The sequence below is a fragment of the Rhizobium sp. 42MFCr.1 genome (assembly GCF_000377185.1).
Lineage (GTDB): Bacteria > Pseudomonadota > Alphaproteobacteria > Rhizobiales > Rhizobiaceae > Rhizobium > Rhizobium altiplani.
The window spans coordinates 148,933-164,539 of record NZ_KB897822.1 but is presented as its reverse complement, the minus strand read 5'-3'; the positions used below and the strand labels follow the sequence as shown (position 1 = coordinate 164,539).

15 protein-coding genes are annotated in these 15,607 nt (G+C 58.5%); 14 read left to right on the top strand and 1 reads right to left on the bottom strand.

Translation table 11 applies throughout. The annotated features are described in order from the left end of the window. Nucleotides 1–138: 138 nt before the first annotated feature. The 9 genes from C934_RS0107700 to C934_RS0107660 all read left to right on the top strand — a co-directional run bounded on the left by C934_RS0107700 (nucleotide 139) and on the right by C934_RS0107660 (nucleotide 9,959). A complete protein-coding gene (locus tag C934_RS0107700) occupies nucleotides 139–768 on the top strand; it encodes a TetR/AcrR family transcriptional regulator (protein ID WP_018856127.1) in 630 nt (209 codons plus the stop codon). A 7-nt stretch (nucleotides 769–775) separates the two neighbouring features. Continuing rightward, nucleotides 776–1,570 (top strand): pyrroline-5-carboxylate reductase family protein, encoded by a 795-nt coding sequence (locus C934_RS0107695; protein ID WP_018856126.1) that lies wholly within the window; start codon nucleotides 776–778, stop codon nucleotides 1,568–1,570. A gap of 68 nt (nucleotides 1,571–1,638) precedes the next feature. Then, nucleotides 1,639–2,640, top strand: a complete 1,002-nt coding sequence (locus tag C934_RS0107690; protein WP_026371647.1) for an ABC transporter substrate-binding protein — start codon at nucleotides 1,639–1,641, stop codon at nucleotides 2,638–2,640. 99 nt (nucleotides 2,641–2,739) lie between these two features. After that, nucleotides 2,740–3,627, top strand: a complete 888-nt coding sequence (locus C934_RS0107685; RefSeq protein ID WP_018856124.1) for an ABC transporter permease — start codon at nucleotides 2,740–2,742, stop codon at nucleotides 3,625–3,627. Next, entirely contained in the window at nucleotides 3,620–4,696 is a 1,077-nt protein-coding gene (locus C934_RS0107680) for a quaternary amine ABC transporter ATP-binding protein (protein ID WP_018856123.1), read from the top strand. Before C934_RS0107685 ends, C934_RS0107680 begins: the two co-directional genes overlap by 8 nt. A gap of 249 nt (nucleotides 4,697–4,945) precedes the next feature. Next, nucleotides 4,946–6,931 carry an oxidoreductase gene (locus tag C934_RS0107675; protein ID WP_018856122.1) on the top strand — a complete coding sequence of 662 codons (1,986 nt, stop codon included), beginning with the start codon at nucleotides 4,946–4,948 and terminating at the stop codon, nucleotides 6,929–6,931. A 1-nt stretch (nucleotide 6,932) separates the two neighbouring features. After that, complete coding sequence (locus C934_RS0107670) at nucleotides 6,933–7,979, top strand: Ldh family oxidoreductase (protein ID WP_018856121.1); 1,047 nt, start codon at nucleotides 6,933–6,935, stop codon at nucleotides 7,977–7,979. A 579-nt stretch (nucleotides 7,980–8,558) separates the two neighbouring features. Continuing rightward, a complete protein-coding gene (locus C934_RS0107665; RefSeq protein WP_018856120.1) occupies nucleotides 8,559–9,245 on the top strand; it encodes a GntR family transcriptional regulator in 687 nt (228 codons plus the stop codon). Nucleotides 9,246–9,284: 39 nt separating this feature from the next. Beyond that, nucleotides 9,285–9,959, top strand: coding sequence for a GntR family transcriptional regulator (locus C934_RS0107660; RefSeq protein ID WP_026371646.1), 675 nt, complete (start codon nucleotides 9,285–9,287; stop codon nucleotides 9,957–9,959). A gap of 11 nt (nucleotides 9,960–9,970) precedes the next feature. On the opposite strand, the gene C934_RS0107655 is transcribed toward C934_RS0107660, so the two are convergent. After that, a complete protein-coding gene (locus C934_RS0107655; protein ID WP_018856118.1) occupies nucleotides 9,971–11,860 on the bottom strand; it encodes a bifunctional sugar phosphate isomerase/epimerase/4-hydroxyphenylpyruvate dioxygenase family protein in 1,890 nt (629 codons plus the stop codon). A 248-nt stretch (nucleotides 11,861–12,108) separates the two neighbouring features. Between C934_RS0107655 and C934_RS0107650 the strand changes: the two genes are divergently transcribed. The 5 genes from C934_RS0107650 to C934_RS0107630 all read left to right on the top strand — a co-directional run bounded on the left by C934_RS0107650 (nucleotide 12,109) and on the right by C934_RS0107630 (nucleotide 15,606). Next, the gene (locus C934_RS0107650; protein WP_018856117.1) at nucleotides 12,109–12,939 is read left to right on the top strand and encodes a transporter substrate-binding domain-containing protein; all 831 of its coding nucleotides are present in this window, start codon (nucleotides 12,109–12,111) and stop codon (nucleotides 12,937–12,939) included. Between the two features lie 97 nt (nucleotides 12,940–13,036). Continuing rightward, entirely contained in the window at nucleotides 13,037–13,480 is a 444-nt protein-coding gene (gene aroQ, locus C934_RS0107645; protein ID WP_018856116.1) for a type II 3-dehydroquinate dehydratase, read from the top strand. Between the two features lie 9 nt (nucleotides 13,481–13,489). Then, entirely contained in the window at nucleotides 13,490–14,158 is a 669-nt protein-coding gene (locus C934_RS0107640; protein ID WP_018856115.1) for an amino acid ABC transporter permease, read from the top strand. Between the two features lie 9 nt (nucleotides 14,159–14,167). Beyond that, the gene (locus C934_RS0107635; protein ID WP_018856114.1) at nucleotides 14,168–14,809 is read left to right on the top strand and encodes an amino acid ABC transporter permease; all 642 of its coding nucleotides are present in this window, start codon (nucleotides 14,168–14,170) and stop codon (nucleotides 14,807–14,809) included. 32 nt (nucleotides 14,810–14,841) lie between these two features. Continuing rightward, nucleotides 14,842–15,606 (top strand): amino acid ABC transporter ATP-binding protein, encoded by a 765-nt coding sequence (locus tag C934_RS0107630; RefSeq protein ID WP_026371645.1) that lies wholly within the window; start codon nucleotides 14,842–14,844, stop codon nucleotides 15,604–15,606. Nucleotide 15,607: the final 1 nt, after the last annotated feature.

Here is a 15,607-nt window from a genome sequence, read left to right as displayed (position 1 = left end):
TGCTCCGAATTAGGAAGTGGTCGGAACGCTAGGCGGAATGTACACATGTGTCAACGGTGAAAACACGACAGTCAAATTTAATAGACAGTCATGTACATTTTGATTGTGCGGAGCTTAACGATTTGCTAGGAATTGAACATGGACCAGAATTTGAGCGACAGTGGCTGGCGTGGATCGCAGGAGGGATGGCTCGAGGCAGCCTATGACTCCCTGCTGGAGTCCGGGATAGACTCCGTGAAGATCCTGCCCCTGGCAAAGAAGCTCAACCTGTCGCGCACCAGCTTCTATTGGTTCTTCAAGGATCGCGAAGAGCTTCTGGACGGGCTGGTCTCGCGCTGGCGGGAGAAGAATACAGGTTCGATCGTCAAGCAGTCGGAAGCCTATGCGGAGACCCTGGCGGAAGCGATGCTGAACGTCTTCGACTGCTGGCTGGACAGCCGGCTGTTCGACAGCAAGTTCGAGTTTGCCGTGCGAAGCTGGGCGCTACAGTCGGAGGAGATCCTTCAGGAGGTTCAAGAGGCCGATCGAACGCGGATGGACGCGCTTGCCAGCATGTTCAAACGCTTTGGCCATCCAGAAATCGGCGCGGATGTTCGCGCACGGACAACCTACCTCGTTCAGATCGGCTATATTTCGATGCAGTCGAACGAAAGTATCAGCGTCCGCATGAAGCGCATCCCCGAGTATATCGCAATCTACACGGGTGAAACTCCGCAGCAGCGAGAGCTTGACCGGTTCTTTGCGAGACATAGCTACAAGCCAGGCTAGGGATGAGATGAGCGGAAAAGCAAGGATCGGGATCATTGGTGGCGCAGGTTGGCTTGGCGGTTCCATCGCAGAGGCGATCCTTCGCACAGGCCTCGCCGATCCTGACGATCTGACGCTCTCCTATCGCCGCTCTCGGCCAGACCGCCTCGCCGCCTCACACTGGACAACGGACAATCAACTCCTTGCGGACCGTTCGGATGTGGTGATCTTGTCTGTGCGCCCGGAAGACTGGGGTTCGGTGCCTGTAAAGCTGGAGGGGAAGCTCCTGATCTCGGTCATGGCCGGTATCCGCGTCTCGGCGCTGATCGAAAGGCATGCGACCGAAAGAGTTGTCAGAGCCCTCCCCAACGCTGCCGCCGAAGTCTCCTGTTCCTACACGCCCTGGATGGCATCGGCCGGTGTCTATACCGATGATCGCAGTCTGGTGCGAAAGATCTTTGGCGCCTGTGGTGTCGAAGACGAAGTGGGCAGCGAAACGCACATCGATTACCTGACGGGCATGTCTGGCACCGGCCCCGCCTTTCCCGCGCTCCTTGCCGCGGCAATGATGAAGCACGCGATCAGTCAAGGTTTGCCTGCGGAGATTGCCCGGCGAGCTGTCCTGACGATGCTGACGGGAACCGGACGCCTGCTGGAACGACAACAGGACGACCCGGCCGAGATCGTCAATCGCTTTCTCGGATATCGCGGCGTGACCGCGGCGGGCATTGAAGAGATGCGCGCTTCGGGCTTCGACCAGGCTGTTTCCAATGGCTTGTCCGCAGCTTTCAAGAAATCGGTGAGTATGGGAGACGCTTCCTAACGACCGTTGCAGCGGGTTTTCGCGGCGTCCCGCTCAGGAAGACATGCCGCTAAAAAAAGGGAACGATAATGACCAAGTTATTGGCTTCTACGTGCATGGTATTTGGGCTGCTGGGAGTGGCCTCTTACGCAAATGCAGCAGAGTGTGGCAGCGTCACAATCGCGAGCATGAACTGGCAGAGTGCCGAAGTCCTGTCGAACCTGGATAAGATCATCCTGAACGAGGGATATGGCTGCCAGGCGGAAATCACTGTGGGTGATACCGTTCCAACGATCACGTCGATGGCGGAGAAGGGCGAACCCGACATCGCTCCCGAAGCCTGGATAGACCTTCTTCCTGAGGTCGTGAAGAAGGGCACAGATGAGGGACGTATCATCAAGGTCGGTTCGCCACTTCCCGATGGAGGCATCCAGGGTTGGTGGATCCCCAAATATCTGGCGGACGCCCATCCTGACGTAAAAACGATTCCTGACATGCTCAAGCACCCGGAATTGTTCCCGGACGCGGAAGACGCCTCGAAGGGAGCAATTTACAACGGACCGCAGGGCTGGGGCGGCACGGTGGTCACGTCGCAGCTCTTCAAGGCGTTCGATGCTGAAAAGGCGGGCTTCAAGCTCGTGGACACTGGTTCCGGCGCGGGCCTTGATGGCTCGATCGCAAAGGCATACGAGCGCAAGCAGGGCTGGGTCGGCTACTACTGGGCCCCGACGGCTTTGCTTGGCAAGTATGAAATGGTGAAACTCGAAGCCGGCGTCCCAGCCGACGCTGCCGAGTGGAAACGCTGCAATACCGTTGCTGACTGTGCCGATCCGAAGCCGAACGCATGGCCGGTCGATACAATCGTCACGCTCGTTGCAAAGCCATTCTCCGAAAAGGCCGGGCCCGATGTGATGGCCTACCTGGAGAAACGCTCGTGGAGCAATGACACCGTCAACAAGCTGATGGCATGGATGACTGACAATCAGGCGAGCGGCGAGGACGGCGCCAAGCACTTCCTGAAGGAAAACAAAGACATCTGGGCAAAGTGGGTGTCGGCAGACGCAGCAAAGAAAATCGAAGCCTCGCTTTGATTGTTGAATGGGCGGCGCGTTTTGACACGCGCCGCCACTTCAGAAGCCGGAAAACAACCAGAAGACTTGTCACGGCTCTTTCAGAGAAAGGGGAACCGAATGGAATGGTTTTACAAATTTCCGCACATGAATGACGACAGTCTTCGCGACCTCAAGAAGATGATCGACGACGGATTTCGCGCCTTCACGAGGGCATACGGCGATTCAATCGAGAGCTTCTTTTCTCCGTTGCAACACTTCCTGATCGCCGTCGACCGCTTCATGACCCAAACGCCGTGGCCGATCATAACGCTGATGGTCCTCGTTGTTGCGTGGCTCGGAAGCCGCAGCTTGAAGATCGTGCTGGGCTGTCTCGTGACGTTGCTGCTCATCGGCTACTTCGACATGTGGGAAGACACGATGCGGACCGTGTCGATGATCTTCGTCTGCACGGTCTTGTCCATCGCGCTCGGCTTGCCCATCGGGATCGTGATGGCGCGATCCGACCGGTTCCAGCGCGTCGTCCATCCGATCCTCGACGTGATGCAGACCATGCCGAGTTTCGTCTATCTCATCCCCGTCGTCATGCTGCTCGGGATTGGCCGTGTTCCCGGTCTCATCGCCGTCGTGATTTATGCAATTCCGCCGATGATCCGATTGACCGACCTCGGCATTCGACTGGTCGACAAGGACGTGCTTGAGGCAGCTGACGCCTTCGGGGTTTCAAATTCCCAGAAGCTTTTCAAGGTGCAGATGCCGCTTGCCCTGCCAACCATCATGGCCGGGATCAACCAGACCATCATGATGGCGCTGGCAATGGTCGTGATAGCCTCGATGATCGGCGTCCAGGGGCTTGGACAACCGGTCCTGAAGGCGATCGCCAATCAATACTTCACGCTGGGCATTTTCAACGGCCTTGCCATTGTCGGCATTGCTATCATCTTCGATCGGGTCAGCCAGGCATATGGCAAGCGGCTCCAGAAGCATCGGGAGATCGTTCATGGCTGATCACGATTTCGGCGGCATCAAGATCCGCCATCTCTTCAAGATCTTCGGTCCGAACGCGAGATCGCACATCGAGGCGGTCCAGAACGGACTGACAAAGGCCGAGTTGAACCGGAAGCACGGTCACGTACTTGGGCTTCGCGATATCAATATCGAAATGCCGTCGGGCTCCATCCAGGTCATCATGGGCCTGTCCGGCTCGGGGAAGTCGACGCTCATTCGCCACATCAACCGACTGATCGACCCGACCGCTGGCGAGGTGCTTGTCGACGGCGTGGACGTGGTCAAGATGGATGAGACCGAGCTTCGCACATTCCGCCGGCATCAGACGGCGATGGTGTTTCAAAAGTTCGCCCTCCTGCCGCATCGCAACGTTCTCGACAACACGCTATTTGGCTTAGAAGTCCAGGGTATGGAGCGTTCGAAGGCGGTCGACGTGGCGATGCGATGGCTGGAGCGCGTCGGATTGAAGGGCTTCGAGGAGAAATACCCGAACCAGCTTTCGGGCGGCATGCAGCAGCGCGTCGGCCTGGCGCGCGCCCTTTCGAATGACGCACCCGTTCTCTTGATGGACGAGGCCTATTCCGCGCTCGATCCGCTGATCCGCACGGATATGCAGTCGGTGCTGCTCGACATTCAGCGGGAGATCAAGAAGACCATCGTCTTCATCACGCATGATCTCGACGAGGCGCTGCGACTGGGAGACCAGATCGCCATCCTGCGCGATGGCGAAATCATCCAGCAAGGCAGCAGTCAGGACATCGTGTTGCGACCGGCAGACGAATACGTCGCCAACTTCGTCAAGGAGGTCAACCGCGGCCGCGTGGTTCAGGTCAGCGCCATCATGAGTCCGATGCGACCCGGAGCTGCCGTCAGCGGTGTCACCGTCGATGCTACGACGACGGTCGAGGAGGCCGTTCGCCTGCTTGCGTCGGTTCCGGATGGCGATGTGACTGTCATCGGGCAAGGATCTCGTCCCGTCGGGATGGTCACCTTCCGTCAGCTTGCGACCGCGATGGTCAACTCGGATACGGTCCAAACGCGCGAGGATGCCATTGCGCTCGCGCAGTAAGGCTCCCGCGAAGAGGTCCGGCCCTGATGTCCGCTGAACGCGTGTGCGGAATTCATCGCGAGTTCCGTGCCCACACGTCCCCAAGGGACAGTCGTTCGGCCCGGCAGGTCCCCTCACAGCAAGTTCAGTCCAGACAAAGACACGTGGCGCCTCCCTCCGCCAGGTGTCAATGGATCCTGCCCAAGGCCACGGCGTCGATAAGACCGTCATAGCCAGAAACCTAGCAACGACCCACATCCGGGAGCGACCATGCCCGAAAAGTTCCCCCGCCTCTTCAGTCCGCTTCAGATTCGCGGGCACACGCTCCGCAATCGCATCGTGTTTGGCGCTCACACTGCGAACATGGCTGTCGACGGGTTGCCGACCGAGCGCCATGTCGCCTACTACGCCGAGCGTGCTATCGGCGGCGCCGGGATGATTGTCGTCGAACCGATGCCGGTCCATGCTGCCGCGGTTCTGACGCAGAGAAACTTCCGTCATTGCGACGATACCGTGATTCCGCACTTTGCCAGGCTTGTTCGCGCCATCAAGGAGAATGGAGCCGTCGCAATCCAGCAGCTCTACCACGTCGGGGCGCATGGAGACTCCGACAACTCCTTCCATCCCCATTGGTCGCCGTCCGGTCTGCCGAGCTACCACGATAGTGACGGCTCGCATCCAATGACGGAAGCCGAGATTTGGGAGACCATCGACGGGTTTGTTCAGGCGGCGCGCCGATGTCGCGAGGCCGGCTTCGACGGTGTCGAAGTATGGGCAGCCTATCTGGGGATGGTCGACCAATTCTGGACGCCTTGGAGCAATCGACGCGAAGACCAGTGGGGAGGCTCGCTCGAAAACCGCACGCGCATGTCTCGCGAGATTCTCTTTCGGATCAGAGAAACATGCGGACCCGATTTCATCATAGGCCTCGCAGTGAGCGACGAGCCGGATGTGAAGGCCGCGCTGCAGCGAGACGAGCTCGCGGAGATCGTGAAGCTGCACGACGAGCTCGGCCTGATGGACTATGTCACATGCGGGTCTGGCGGATACCTCGACTTCTACAAGCTCATGCCGACATTCATTTATCCCGAAAAGCTCGGCGCCGATCTTGCCTCCTGCCTCAAGAAGGTCGTGAGAAATTCCGCCGTCATTGCCGAAAGCCATATCCGAACACCTGAAAACGCGGAGACGGTTCTTGGCGAAGGCGCATGCGACCTTGTGTCGATCGTTCGTGGACAGATCGCCGACCCTCAGCTGGCGCGCAAGGCAGGTGAAGGCCGCCCCGAAGACATCCGCGGCTGCATATCCTGCAACCAGATGTGCTGGGGGCGCCGTTCCCGGGACTACTGGATAAGCTGTCTGATCAATCCTTCGGCGGGACGAGAATTCGAATGGAACGGCGATCGTTTCACCAAAGCATCCAATCCAAAACGCGTATTTGTCGTCGGTGGCGGCCCGGCGGGGCTGGAAGCGGCAAGGGTAGCGGCTGAACGCGGCCACAGGGTCGTCCTCTCGGAAGCCGGAACGCGTCTCGGTGGCAATTTTCTCCTCGCCGGCCTGCAGCCGAGGCGTGGCCAGATCCTTGATCTGCTTGCCTGGTATGAACGCCAACTGGAAAAGCTCGCCGTTGACGTCAGATTGAATAGCTATGTGGAAGCAGATGACATCGACCCGTCGAAGGTGGACGTCGTGATCGTCGCGACCGGCTCCTATTCTCCGGAGACCGGGTTCCAGAAGGCCTTACCGACGATTGCAGCGATGCCCGGGCTAGACAAGGGCGGCGTGTTCACCGTCGAGGCAGTCATGGCAAGGCAGGCAAGGCCAGGCAAGCAAGTCCTTCTCTTGGACGAGGGCGGCGGCTGGCGCGGTTGCGGGACGGCTTGGAAGCTGGCGGAGGACGGCCATCAGGTCACGATCGTCACACCCGACCCGTTCGTCGGAAAGGAGCTTCAAAGAACGGCTGCCGATCTTCCGATGCGGCAGGCTTTGAAAAAGCTTGGCGTGCAGTGGATCACGGAGGTCAGCATCGCTGAATGGCACGGAAACGGTGCAACGGTTCTGGATCACAACACTGGTGAGCGCAACTTTGTAGAGGCGGACAGCCTGGTCACAGCAACGACAAATCATCCGATGGACTGGCTGATGCCAGGCCTGCTCGAACTGGGTGTTCCCGCGCGACAGATCGGCGATTGCGCGGCACCGCGGCAAGCTCCTTACGCCTTCTACGAAGGCAGAAAAGCGGGATTGGAGATCTGACATGTCCGAGGAGATCTTGCTCAAAAGGAAGGACGCCGAGGAACTTGCAATGAAGGCGTGCCTGGCCTCGGGCGCGGCTCGCGCGAGCGCACGCTCCCTCGTGGACGCCACGCTTTCGGCGGCAAGCTTCGGTCCCCCTACCCTCGGGTTTCCGCACTTCGTGGATTATCTCGATGGATTTCGCGAGGGACGAATAAATCGCGAGCCCAAGCCGCGATTGGACCGCGCCTTCCCCGCATTTCTCGTTTCCGATGCAGATCGCGGCATCGCTCAGCTCGGCTTCGATCTCGCTTTTAAAGATCTGCTCGACGCGGTTCGCAGCTTTGGAGTTGCTGTCTTCACGCAAACCAACAGCTACACCACCGGCGAACTCGGATACTACGTCCGCAGACTTTGCAATGAGGGTGTGATTGGACTGGCGGCAACCAACGCAAATGCCATGATGGTCGCGCAAGCCGGCGGACCTGTCGTCTACAGTACAAATCCGATGGCGTTCGGATTTCCGCTCGGCGAGCACACGCCCATGATCATTGATCAGGCGTCGAGCGCCACCGCCTTCGTCAACATCGTCAGAGCGGCCGAAGAGAAAGAGCCAATCCCGAAGGGTTGGGCAGTCGACGCAGGAGGCAACGCGACTGAGGATGCGGAAGAGGCGTTGACGGGAGCTCTGTTGCCCTTCGGCGGCCGCAAAGGAGCCAATGTAGCACTGCTGGTGGAGATGCTGTCTGCTGGCCTTTCCGGTGGCCCCTGGTCTCTGGACACGCCGGATTTCAGGTCGGGGACCACGTCGCCCGCGGTGGGGCTCAGCGTGATTGCAATCATGCCCGGTCCGGGAGCTGACGGACGGATCGAGCGGGCACTTCGCCAAGTAGAACGCCTGCAAGAAAAAAGCGTGTTCGTGCCGGGCGTTACGGGAGTTAATTCTACTCACGCATCAGGAGAATTCTCCATCCCCCGAAGCGTATATGAAAAGATCGCCACCATCGCAAAGCCAGCTTTAGACGGGGAGCCCTCCAACCGCAAACATTGCGACGGCTATCCAAAATAGCAGGCACACTTCTGTCGCAACCAAGAAGCCCATTGCACGATCGCTCATCATCCCCTCCTCGACCGCGCTGCGTTGAAGCGCTCACTCGGCTAAGATATGCCTTTGTCGCCAGGCGATATCGCGCTTACGCAGCAACTCGATAGACCGCTTTCGAAGAGTGGAAATGTTGATGTCTACGCACTCACTCCCAACCACCCTTCGAACTCCTCACACAATTCAAGAGGCCCGACCTTTTTGGCACGGTTGAATGCCCCTGCTGTATGCCGAGCTTCGATCGATCTCACTCCCTCAACCGAAGCCTGTTAGAAAGCTAGAATCGAGCATGGCGGCGCACCACCAACCAGCGCGCGAATTTCGACATTGCCACACCGTTTTCGTTAAGGCGTTGCTAAATTACAGCAAGATGCCATTGCCGTTCCGGCAATGTAAAATGTTTCTTCCTTCGAGCCATGTCTTGACCGGCTGCGTGCTGGCCAACTGATTGCGCATTCTAGGCGGATCCGACGCCAGACGATCGGCATTGTCTTCGACCTAGTCATGCGGATATATATGACGAAAGGAAAAATATCGGAGATAGGCGTGCAGAGAGAGACTGCGGACGAAACTGTCGCTGAAAGCAGCTACAGGCAGATACGGGCGGACATAATCTTCGGTCGCCTTGCGCCGGGCCTGAAGCTCAAGCTTGATAATTTGAAGAGTGCCTACGAGACGAGCGTCAGCACTCTGCGGGAGATTCTCAACCGCCTGACGTCCGAAGGGCTCGTCGTGGCTGAAGGACAGCGGGGTTTTGAGGTTGCCCGCGTGTCGGTTGCTGACCTGAAAGAGGTCGCGGCTCTCCGTTTGCTTCTCGAAGAGCATGCGCTTGAGCAGTCGTTCGAACAGGGCGATGTAGAGTGGGAAGCGAGGCTGGTGTCTGCCCACTACAAGCTGGCACGCATGGAAGAGGTCATGGCTTCGGGCGATTCCAGCAGGGCGGAAGACTGGAAGCGCTATGACTGGGAGTTTCACCAAGCGCTCATTTCCGCCTGTGGATCACGTCTGCTCATGGAGACCCATTCGGCCGTCTTCGACAAGTACCTGCGTTATCAGATGGTTGCGCTGTCTTACCGTGGACGTGTTGCCGAGCAGGAACATAGGCAGCTCCTGGAAGCCGCCCTGCAACGCGACAGCAAGACGGCAAAGAAAATCCTGCAGCGTCACATACAAGGCGGCGTCGAGCATGCGCTCGAAAAGGGATCGCTATCGGCCCTTTCGTCACAAACGTGATAGATGCCGACCTGGCGCTTGATCAAAGCAGAGGATCTCATGCTCAAAATTGCTGCTGAAACAGCCGAGACTGTCAGCGACATCGTCTTTCGACAGATCCGTCAGGATATCATTTCGGGGACCTTGGCGCCTGGTGCAAAGATCAAGCTTGAGCAGGCCAAGGAGCGGTATTCCATCAGTGTCTCGTCACTGCGCGAGATATTGAGCCGCCTGACCACGGAGAACCTGGTGTTGGCCGAGGGCCAGCGCGGTTTCGAAGTCAGTCCCGCAACCCGCAAGGAACTCGAGGAGCTTGCCGATCTTCGCACCGTGCTGGAAACGCATGCGATCGGATTGTCATTTTCGACTGGAAATCTCGAGTGGGAGGGACGCATCGTTGCCGCCCACCATAAGCTGGCGGCTGCGGAAAAGAAGCTGCTTGCAGGCGATGCCTCGCGTACCATCGACTGGGTTCGCTATGACTGGGAGTTTCACCAGGCGATCGTATCGGCCTGCAATTCGGCCACGCTGATGGCGGCACTATCTTCGGTGTTCGACAGGTTTCTGCGCTATCATATGCTTGCCCAGAGCTTTCGCGGTCGGGCGGTTGTCGAAGACCACAAGCTCCTCTTCGAACTCGCCTTGAAGCGTGACGTCGAAGGCGCCCGTTCTGTCATCCGCCGACATATAGAGAGCGGCGTGGCACACGTTCTGAGGAGCGGGCGCATTACCTGACGAGGAGCCGCTCAGACGGCGTCCTTCGGAATGCCCTCCGGCCGCATCTGCTTCTTGAGAGCTGCGATACGGAAAATGGCATTTGGCGCCCCATAGCCCCGATAGCCGCGTCGTTCGACGATTTCGAAGAAGAAGCCCTCGCCATAGGTGCCGCTGTAGAGCTGAAAATAGTCTCCGTGCTCGTCACGGTCATAGAGGATGTTTTCTGCTTTCAGGCGCTCGGTCAGATCGGGGTCAAGTCCGAAGCGGGCTTCAATATCATCATAATAGTTGGGCGAGATATGGAGTGGCTTGAAGCCCTGGCTACGGAGTGATCTGGCGGTGACGAAAATGTCGTCGGTGGAAAACGCCAGATGCTGAATGCCCGAACCGAATTTCTCGGCGATGAAGTGCCCCGCCAGCGTACGGCGGTTTTCGGCACCGTTCATGGTAATCCGCAGCGTCCCGGGCTCATTCTCGACGACCTGGCTGCGCACGATGCCGCTCGGGTCGATGATATCGACCATCGGCGTTTTTCTGGTTTCGAAGATCGATGTGTAGAAGAGCAGCCAGGTCAGCATTTCGTCATAGGCAACCGTCTGGGCGACATGGTCGAACTGCAGCAGTCCGGAACCAACGGTGCCGCTTTCATCCGAAACCGCCTCGAAGTCGATCTCCGGGAACCGGCCGAGCGGGCTCGTGTCGTCGATCAGGTAGATCAGGCCGCCGCCGACACCCCGGACAGTGGGAAATTCGAGCTCCCCATCGACAACAGGCTGTCGGAATGGTTCTGCGTCCAGGGCAAGGGCACGCTGGTAGGCCTTTGCGGCATCCTCGACATTGAGTGCGATCGCATAAGCAAATGTGCCGTGGACTGCATAGGCTGCGCTGGCAAAGCCAAGCGGATCTGTGTTGACCAGAATGCGAATGCTGCCCTGTTCGAACAGCGTGACCTTCTTGGACCGATGAATTGCCGTCTTGCGGAAACCAAGGGTCCGCAAGAGGGAGACCAGTTCGACGGACTCGTCTGCGTCTGTGGCGAATTCGACGAAGCCGACGCCCTTGACCAATGCCCGCTCCGGCATGGCGGCGCCGATCGGCGTATGGACATTGCGACGAACCTGATCTGCCAGATAGATCAGGGAGCGATGGCCATCGGCAGCGATGGCCCGCGTCGAGCCGCCGCGGAATTGATCGTTGAAGATCTCGAGCGAGAAATAGCCGTCATACCCGGTCGAGGCGACCGCCTCGGTGAACGCTGTCACCGGCAGATCGCCCTCGCCTGGCATGTTGCGAAAATGGCGGCTCCAATAGAGCAGATCCATGTCGATCAGCGGCGCATCGGCCAGCTGGACGATGAAGATCTTCTCCTTTGGAATGGAACGGATCGAGTTGATGTCGATCTTGCGCGAGAGCGAATGGAAGCTGTCGAGGATGAGCCCGACATTCGGATGATCGGCACGCCGCACGATTTCCCAGGCATCACGGTGGTCATTGACATAGCGCCCCCAGGCAAGCGCTTCATAGCCCACCTTGAGGCCGCGCCTGGCCGCTCGTTCACCCAGTTCCTGAAAGTCGGCGGCCGCGCGATCAATGCCGCCAAGGGCCGCCTGCGAGACATTCGAGCAGACAAGAACCATGTCGGTTCCGAGCTCCTGCATGACGTCGAACTTACGCTCCGCCCGATCGAAGGTGCGGCTTCGAAGTGCATCGGGCATGCCTTCGAAATCGCGAAAGGGCTGGAAGAGCGTGATCTTGAGCCCCAGATCCCTCGCCATCTTGCCAACATCGGCTGGGCTTCCATCAAAGGCAAGGAAGTCGTTCTCGAAAATCTCGACGCCATCGAATCCTGCTCGTGCAATGGCCTCAAGCTTGTCGGGCAGTTCACCGCTGAGCGTCACCGTCGCAATCGAGGTCTTCATAACCCAATACCTTTCTGTTGGCGCCACGAGAGCGCTGCGAACGGCCGATTTCGCCTCACGCGCCGCCCTCGATCATGGCATTATGTCAAATGTCGTGAGCATTTCAAATCAATTGGTCAAATCAAAAGTCTCATACGATTTTCAAAAACTCGGTTGATTTGCGCACGATCCTCTGGCAAAAAGCTGAACATGCAGTCGGGAGAGGAAGACTGTTGGGTCCAAGCGACCGTTCAAAGGAGGAGGAATCAATGTTCAAGTCGATGCTGACGCGCCGAAACGCGATGCTGGGTGTCGCTGCTGCCGTGGCTGCGATCGGGCTCGCCAACCCCGCTGCCGCAGTCACCCCCGAAGAAATCAAGGCCAAAGGAAAGCTCGTCGTTGGCATCCAGGGCGACAACCCGCCATGGGGCTTCGTGACATCAGGTGGCAAGCAGGACGGCCTCGATGCTGATATTGCAACGCTCTACGCAAAGGAACTCGGCGTCTCTGTCGAGTTCGTGCCTTTGGAAGTCAACAACCGCATTCCCGCCCTGACAACTGGTCGTGTCGATGTTCTCTTCGCGACGATGGCCATGCTGCCGGAGCGTGCCAAAGCCGTTCAGTTCAGCAAGCCCTACGTTGCAAACGCCATTGTGCTGATTGCGCCGAAGTCCATGTCGGTCAAGACGAATGATGACATGGCCAATCTTTCGATTGGCGTTGCCAAGGGTGCGGCTCAAGATACCCAGGTCACCAAGAATGCACCCCAGAGCGCCACGATCCGCCGCTTCGATGGTGATGCGCCAAGCGTCCAGGCGCTCGTGTCGGGCCAGGTTCAGGCGCTTGGCGGCAACATCTTCTACATGGACCGTGTCGAAAAGGCTCGTCCAGGCGAGTTCGAAAACAAGCTTGAGTTCCAGAAGCTCTACAATGGCGCTTGCACGCGGCTTGGCGAGAAGGAAATCAACGCTTCGATCAATGCCTTCATCGACAAGATCAAGGCCAATGGCGAGCTCAAGAAGATCTACGACAAGTGGATGAAGGTGCCGGTTCCGGAATTCCCCGCGAGCCTCGAAGGCATTCCGTTCACCGCAAACTGAGCCACAAGCGCTCAAGCAAAAGCAAACTGGCGGGCGTTTCGATGCCCGCCGACGGTGTCGCGACGCCACGGCTTTGCGCATTTCGAGGAGCGCAATCATGAACAAGACGATTTTTGTGCTCAACGGGCCAAACCTGAACCTGCTCGGACAGCGGGAGCCCGCCATCTACGGCACGACAACGCTTGGGGACATCAAGGAAAAATGCCTCGCCAAGGCGAATGACCTCGGATTCGACGCCGACTTTCGCCAGACAAATTTCGAGGGCGAACTGGTGGAGAGCGTGCATCAGGCCCGCAACGAGGCCTGCGGCATCATCATCAACCCGGCAGGCTACACGTTCACGTCGATCGCGCTACTCGACGCGCTGAAGACGTTCGATCACCCGAAGATCGAGCTCCACATTTCGAACGTGCATGCGCGCGAGAGCATCTACCATAATTCCCTTATCTCTCGCGTCGCGACGGCAATCATGATCGGCTTTGGAGCAGCTGGTTATGAACTGGCGATCCAGGCCATGGCCGGCATGGTCGGACGCGATTGAGGAGACGCGATGAACTACACGCTGGATTTCACGCCTGTCATTGACGGCCTGCCAAGCCTGCTGCTTGGCTGTCTCGGCACGTTGCTGCTTGCCATCTGTGGCATGCTGCTGGCAATCGTGATCGGCATAGGCGGTGTGGCCTTGCGGGATTCTCGCTACAAACCGCTGCGCTGGCTGGTGATCAGCTTTGTCGAGCTCATCCGCAACACGCCGTTCCTGGTTCAGATCTTCTTCCTGTACTTCGCCCTTCCCCTTGCAGGCATCAGGCTCGATCCGACGCCAACAGCGATCATTGCTCTTGGGATCAACGGCGGCGCCTACGCCATCGAGATTATCCGCGGTGGCGTCCAGTCGATTTCCAAGGGCCAGATGGAGGCCGGCCTCGCTCTTGGCCTGCACAAGGCGCAGGTCTTCCGGCTGATCATCCTCAAGCCGGCGCTCAGGGCGATCTATCCATCGCTGACCAGCCAGTTCGTGTTGCTGACGCTGTCGACCAGCATTGCCTCGGCGATCTCGGCCTATGAGCTCACCTCGGTTTCGCAGCGCATCGAGTCCGAAAGCTTCCGCAGCTTCGAGGTCTATTTCACGGTGACGGTTTTCTACCTCGTCATTTCCTGGCTGATGATGCGCCTCTTTGCGTTCTTTTCGGCACGTTACTTCACCTATCCGGTCAAGTAGGAGCATTCGATGGGCAGCGAAGAATTCGTCTTCCTTCTGATCGGTCTGAAATGGACCGTCGTCTTGTCCGCGGTTGGCTTTGTCTGCGGATGCGTTGCCGGGCTTGGTGTGGCGCTCGCTCGGACATCGGAAATTCCTCTGCTGGAGCGAGTGACGGCCGGCTATATCGCGGTCTTCCAAGGCACTCCTCTCCTGATGCAGCTGTTCGTGGTTTATTACGGTCTAGCCCTCATCGGCTTCAAGCTCGATGCCTGGGTGGCAGTTGCCATCGGTCTGACCCTGCATGCCAGCGCCTATCTGGGCGAAATCTGGCGCGGCTCGATCGAAGCGGTTCCGCGCGGCCAGAGCGAGGCCGCAAGAGCGCTCAGCCTCAAATATGTCTCGCGCATGAGGGACGTGATCCTGCCACAGGCACTGCGCATCTCGCTGCCGGCAACGATCGGTTTCCTGGTGCAGTTGATCAAGGGAACCTCGCTCGCCTCCATCGTCGGCTTCACGGAACTTACCCGCGCCGGCAACATCATTTCCAACCAGATCTTCGAGCCGCTGACGGTCTTCGGGATCGTGGGCGCACTGTATTTCCTGATGTGCTGCCCGTTGACGATCTTCGGTGCCCGTCTTGAACGGAAGTTCGCCGCGGCATCGCGGTGATCTCCGGCGACGACCACGAAAGAGACGGAACCATGAACAGTCCTTCGCCCGCATCGACCGCCGAGACCATGATCACCATGAGCCACGTGGAGAAGTGGTATGGCGCCTTTCAGGCCCTGCACGACATCAACCTGTCGGTTCGCAAGGGCGAGAGAATCGTGCTCTGCGGCCCCTCCGGCAGTGGAAAATCGACGCTGATCCGCTGCATCAACCATCTGGAGACCTATCAGAAGGGCGAAATCCGCGTCGGCGGCATCCTGCTCGGAAACCAGGCAAAGGCGATCGACGCGATCCGCCGTGAAGTCGGCATGGTTTTCCAGCAGTTCAATCTCTTTCCGCATCTGACCGTGCTGCAAAACTGCATGCTGGCACCGATACGTGCGCTTGGCATCGGAAAGGCGGAGGCAGAGGACCGCGCACGCTCTCTGCTTGCCCGCGTCAAGATCCTCGAACAGGCCAGCAAATATCCTGTGCAGCTTTCCGGTGGCCAACAGCAGCGTGTCGCAATTGCGCGGGCGCTCTGCATGCGGCCGAAGATCATGCTCTTCGATGAGCCAACCTCGGCACTCGATCCGGAGATGGTCAAGGAAGTCCTCGACACCATGATCAGCCTTGCTGACGAAGGCATGACGATGGTCTGCGTGACGCATGAAATGGGCTTCGCCCGGCAAGTTGCGAACCGCGTCATCTTCATGGCGAGCGGCGCGATCGTCGAGGAAGCGCCACCCGGGGAATTCTTCACCAACCCCCGCCATGAGCGCACACGCAAATTCCTCGGTGAAATCCTGCGCAACTAGG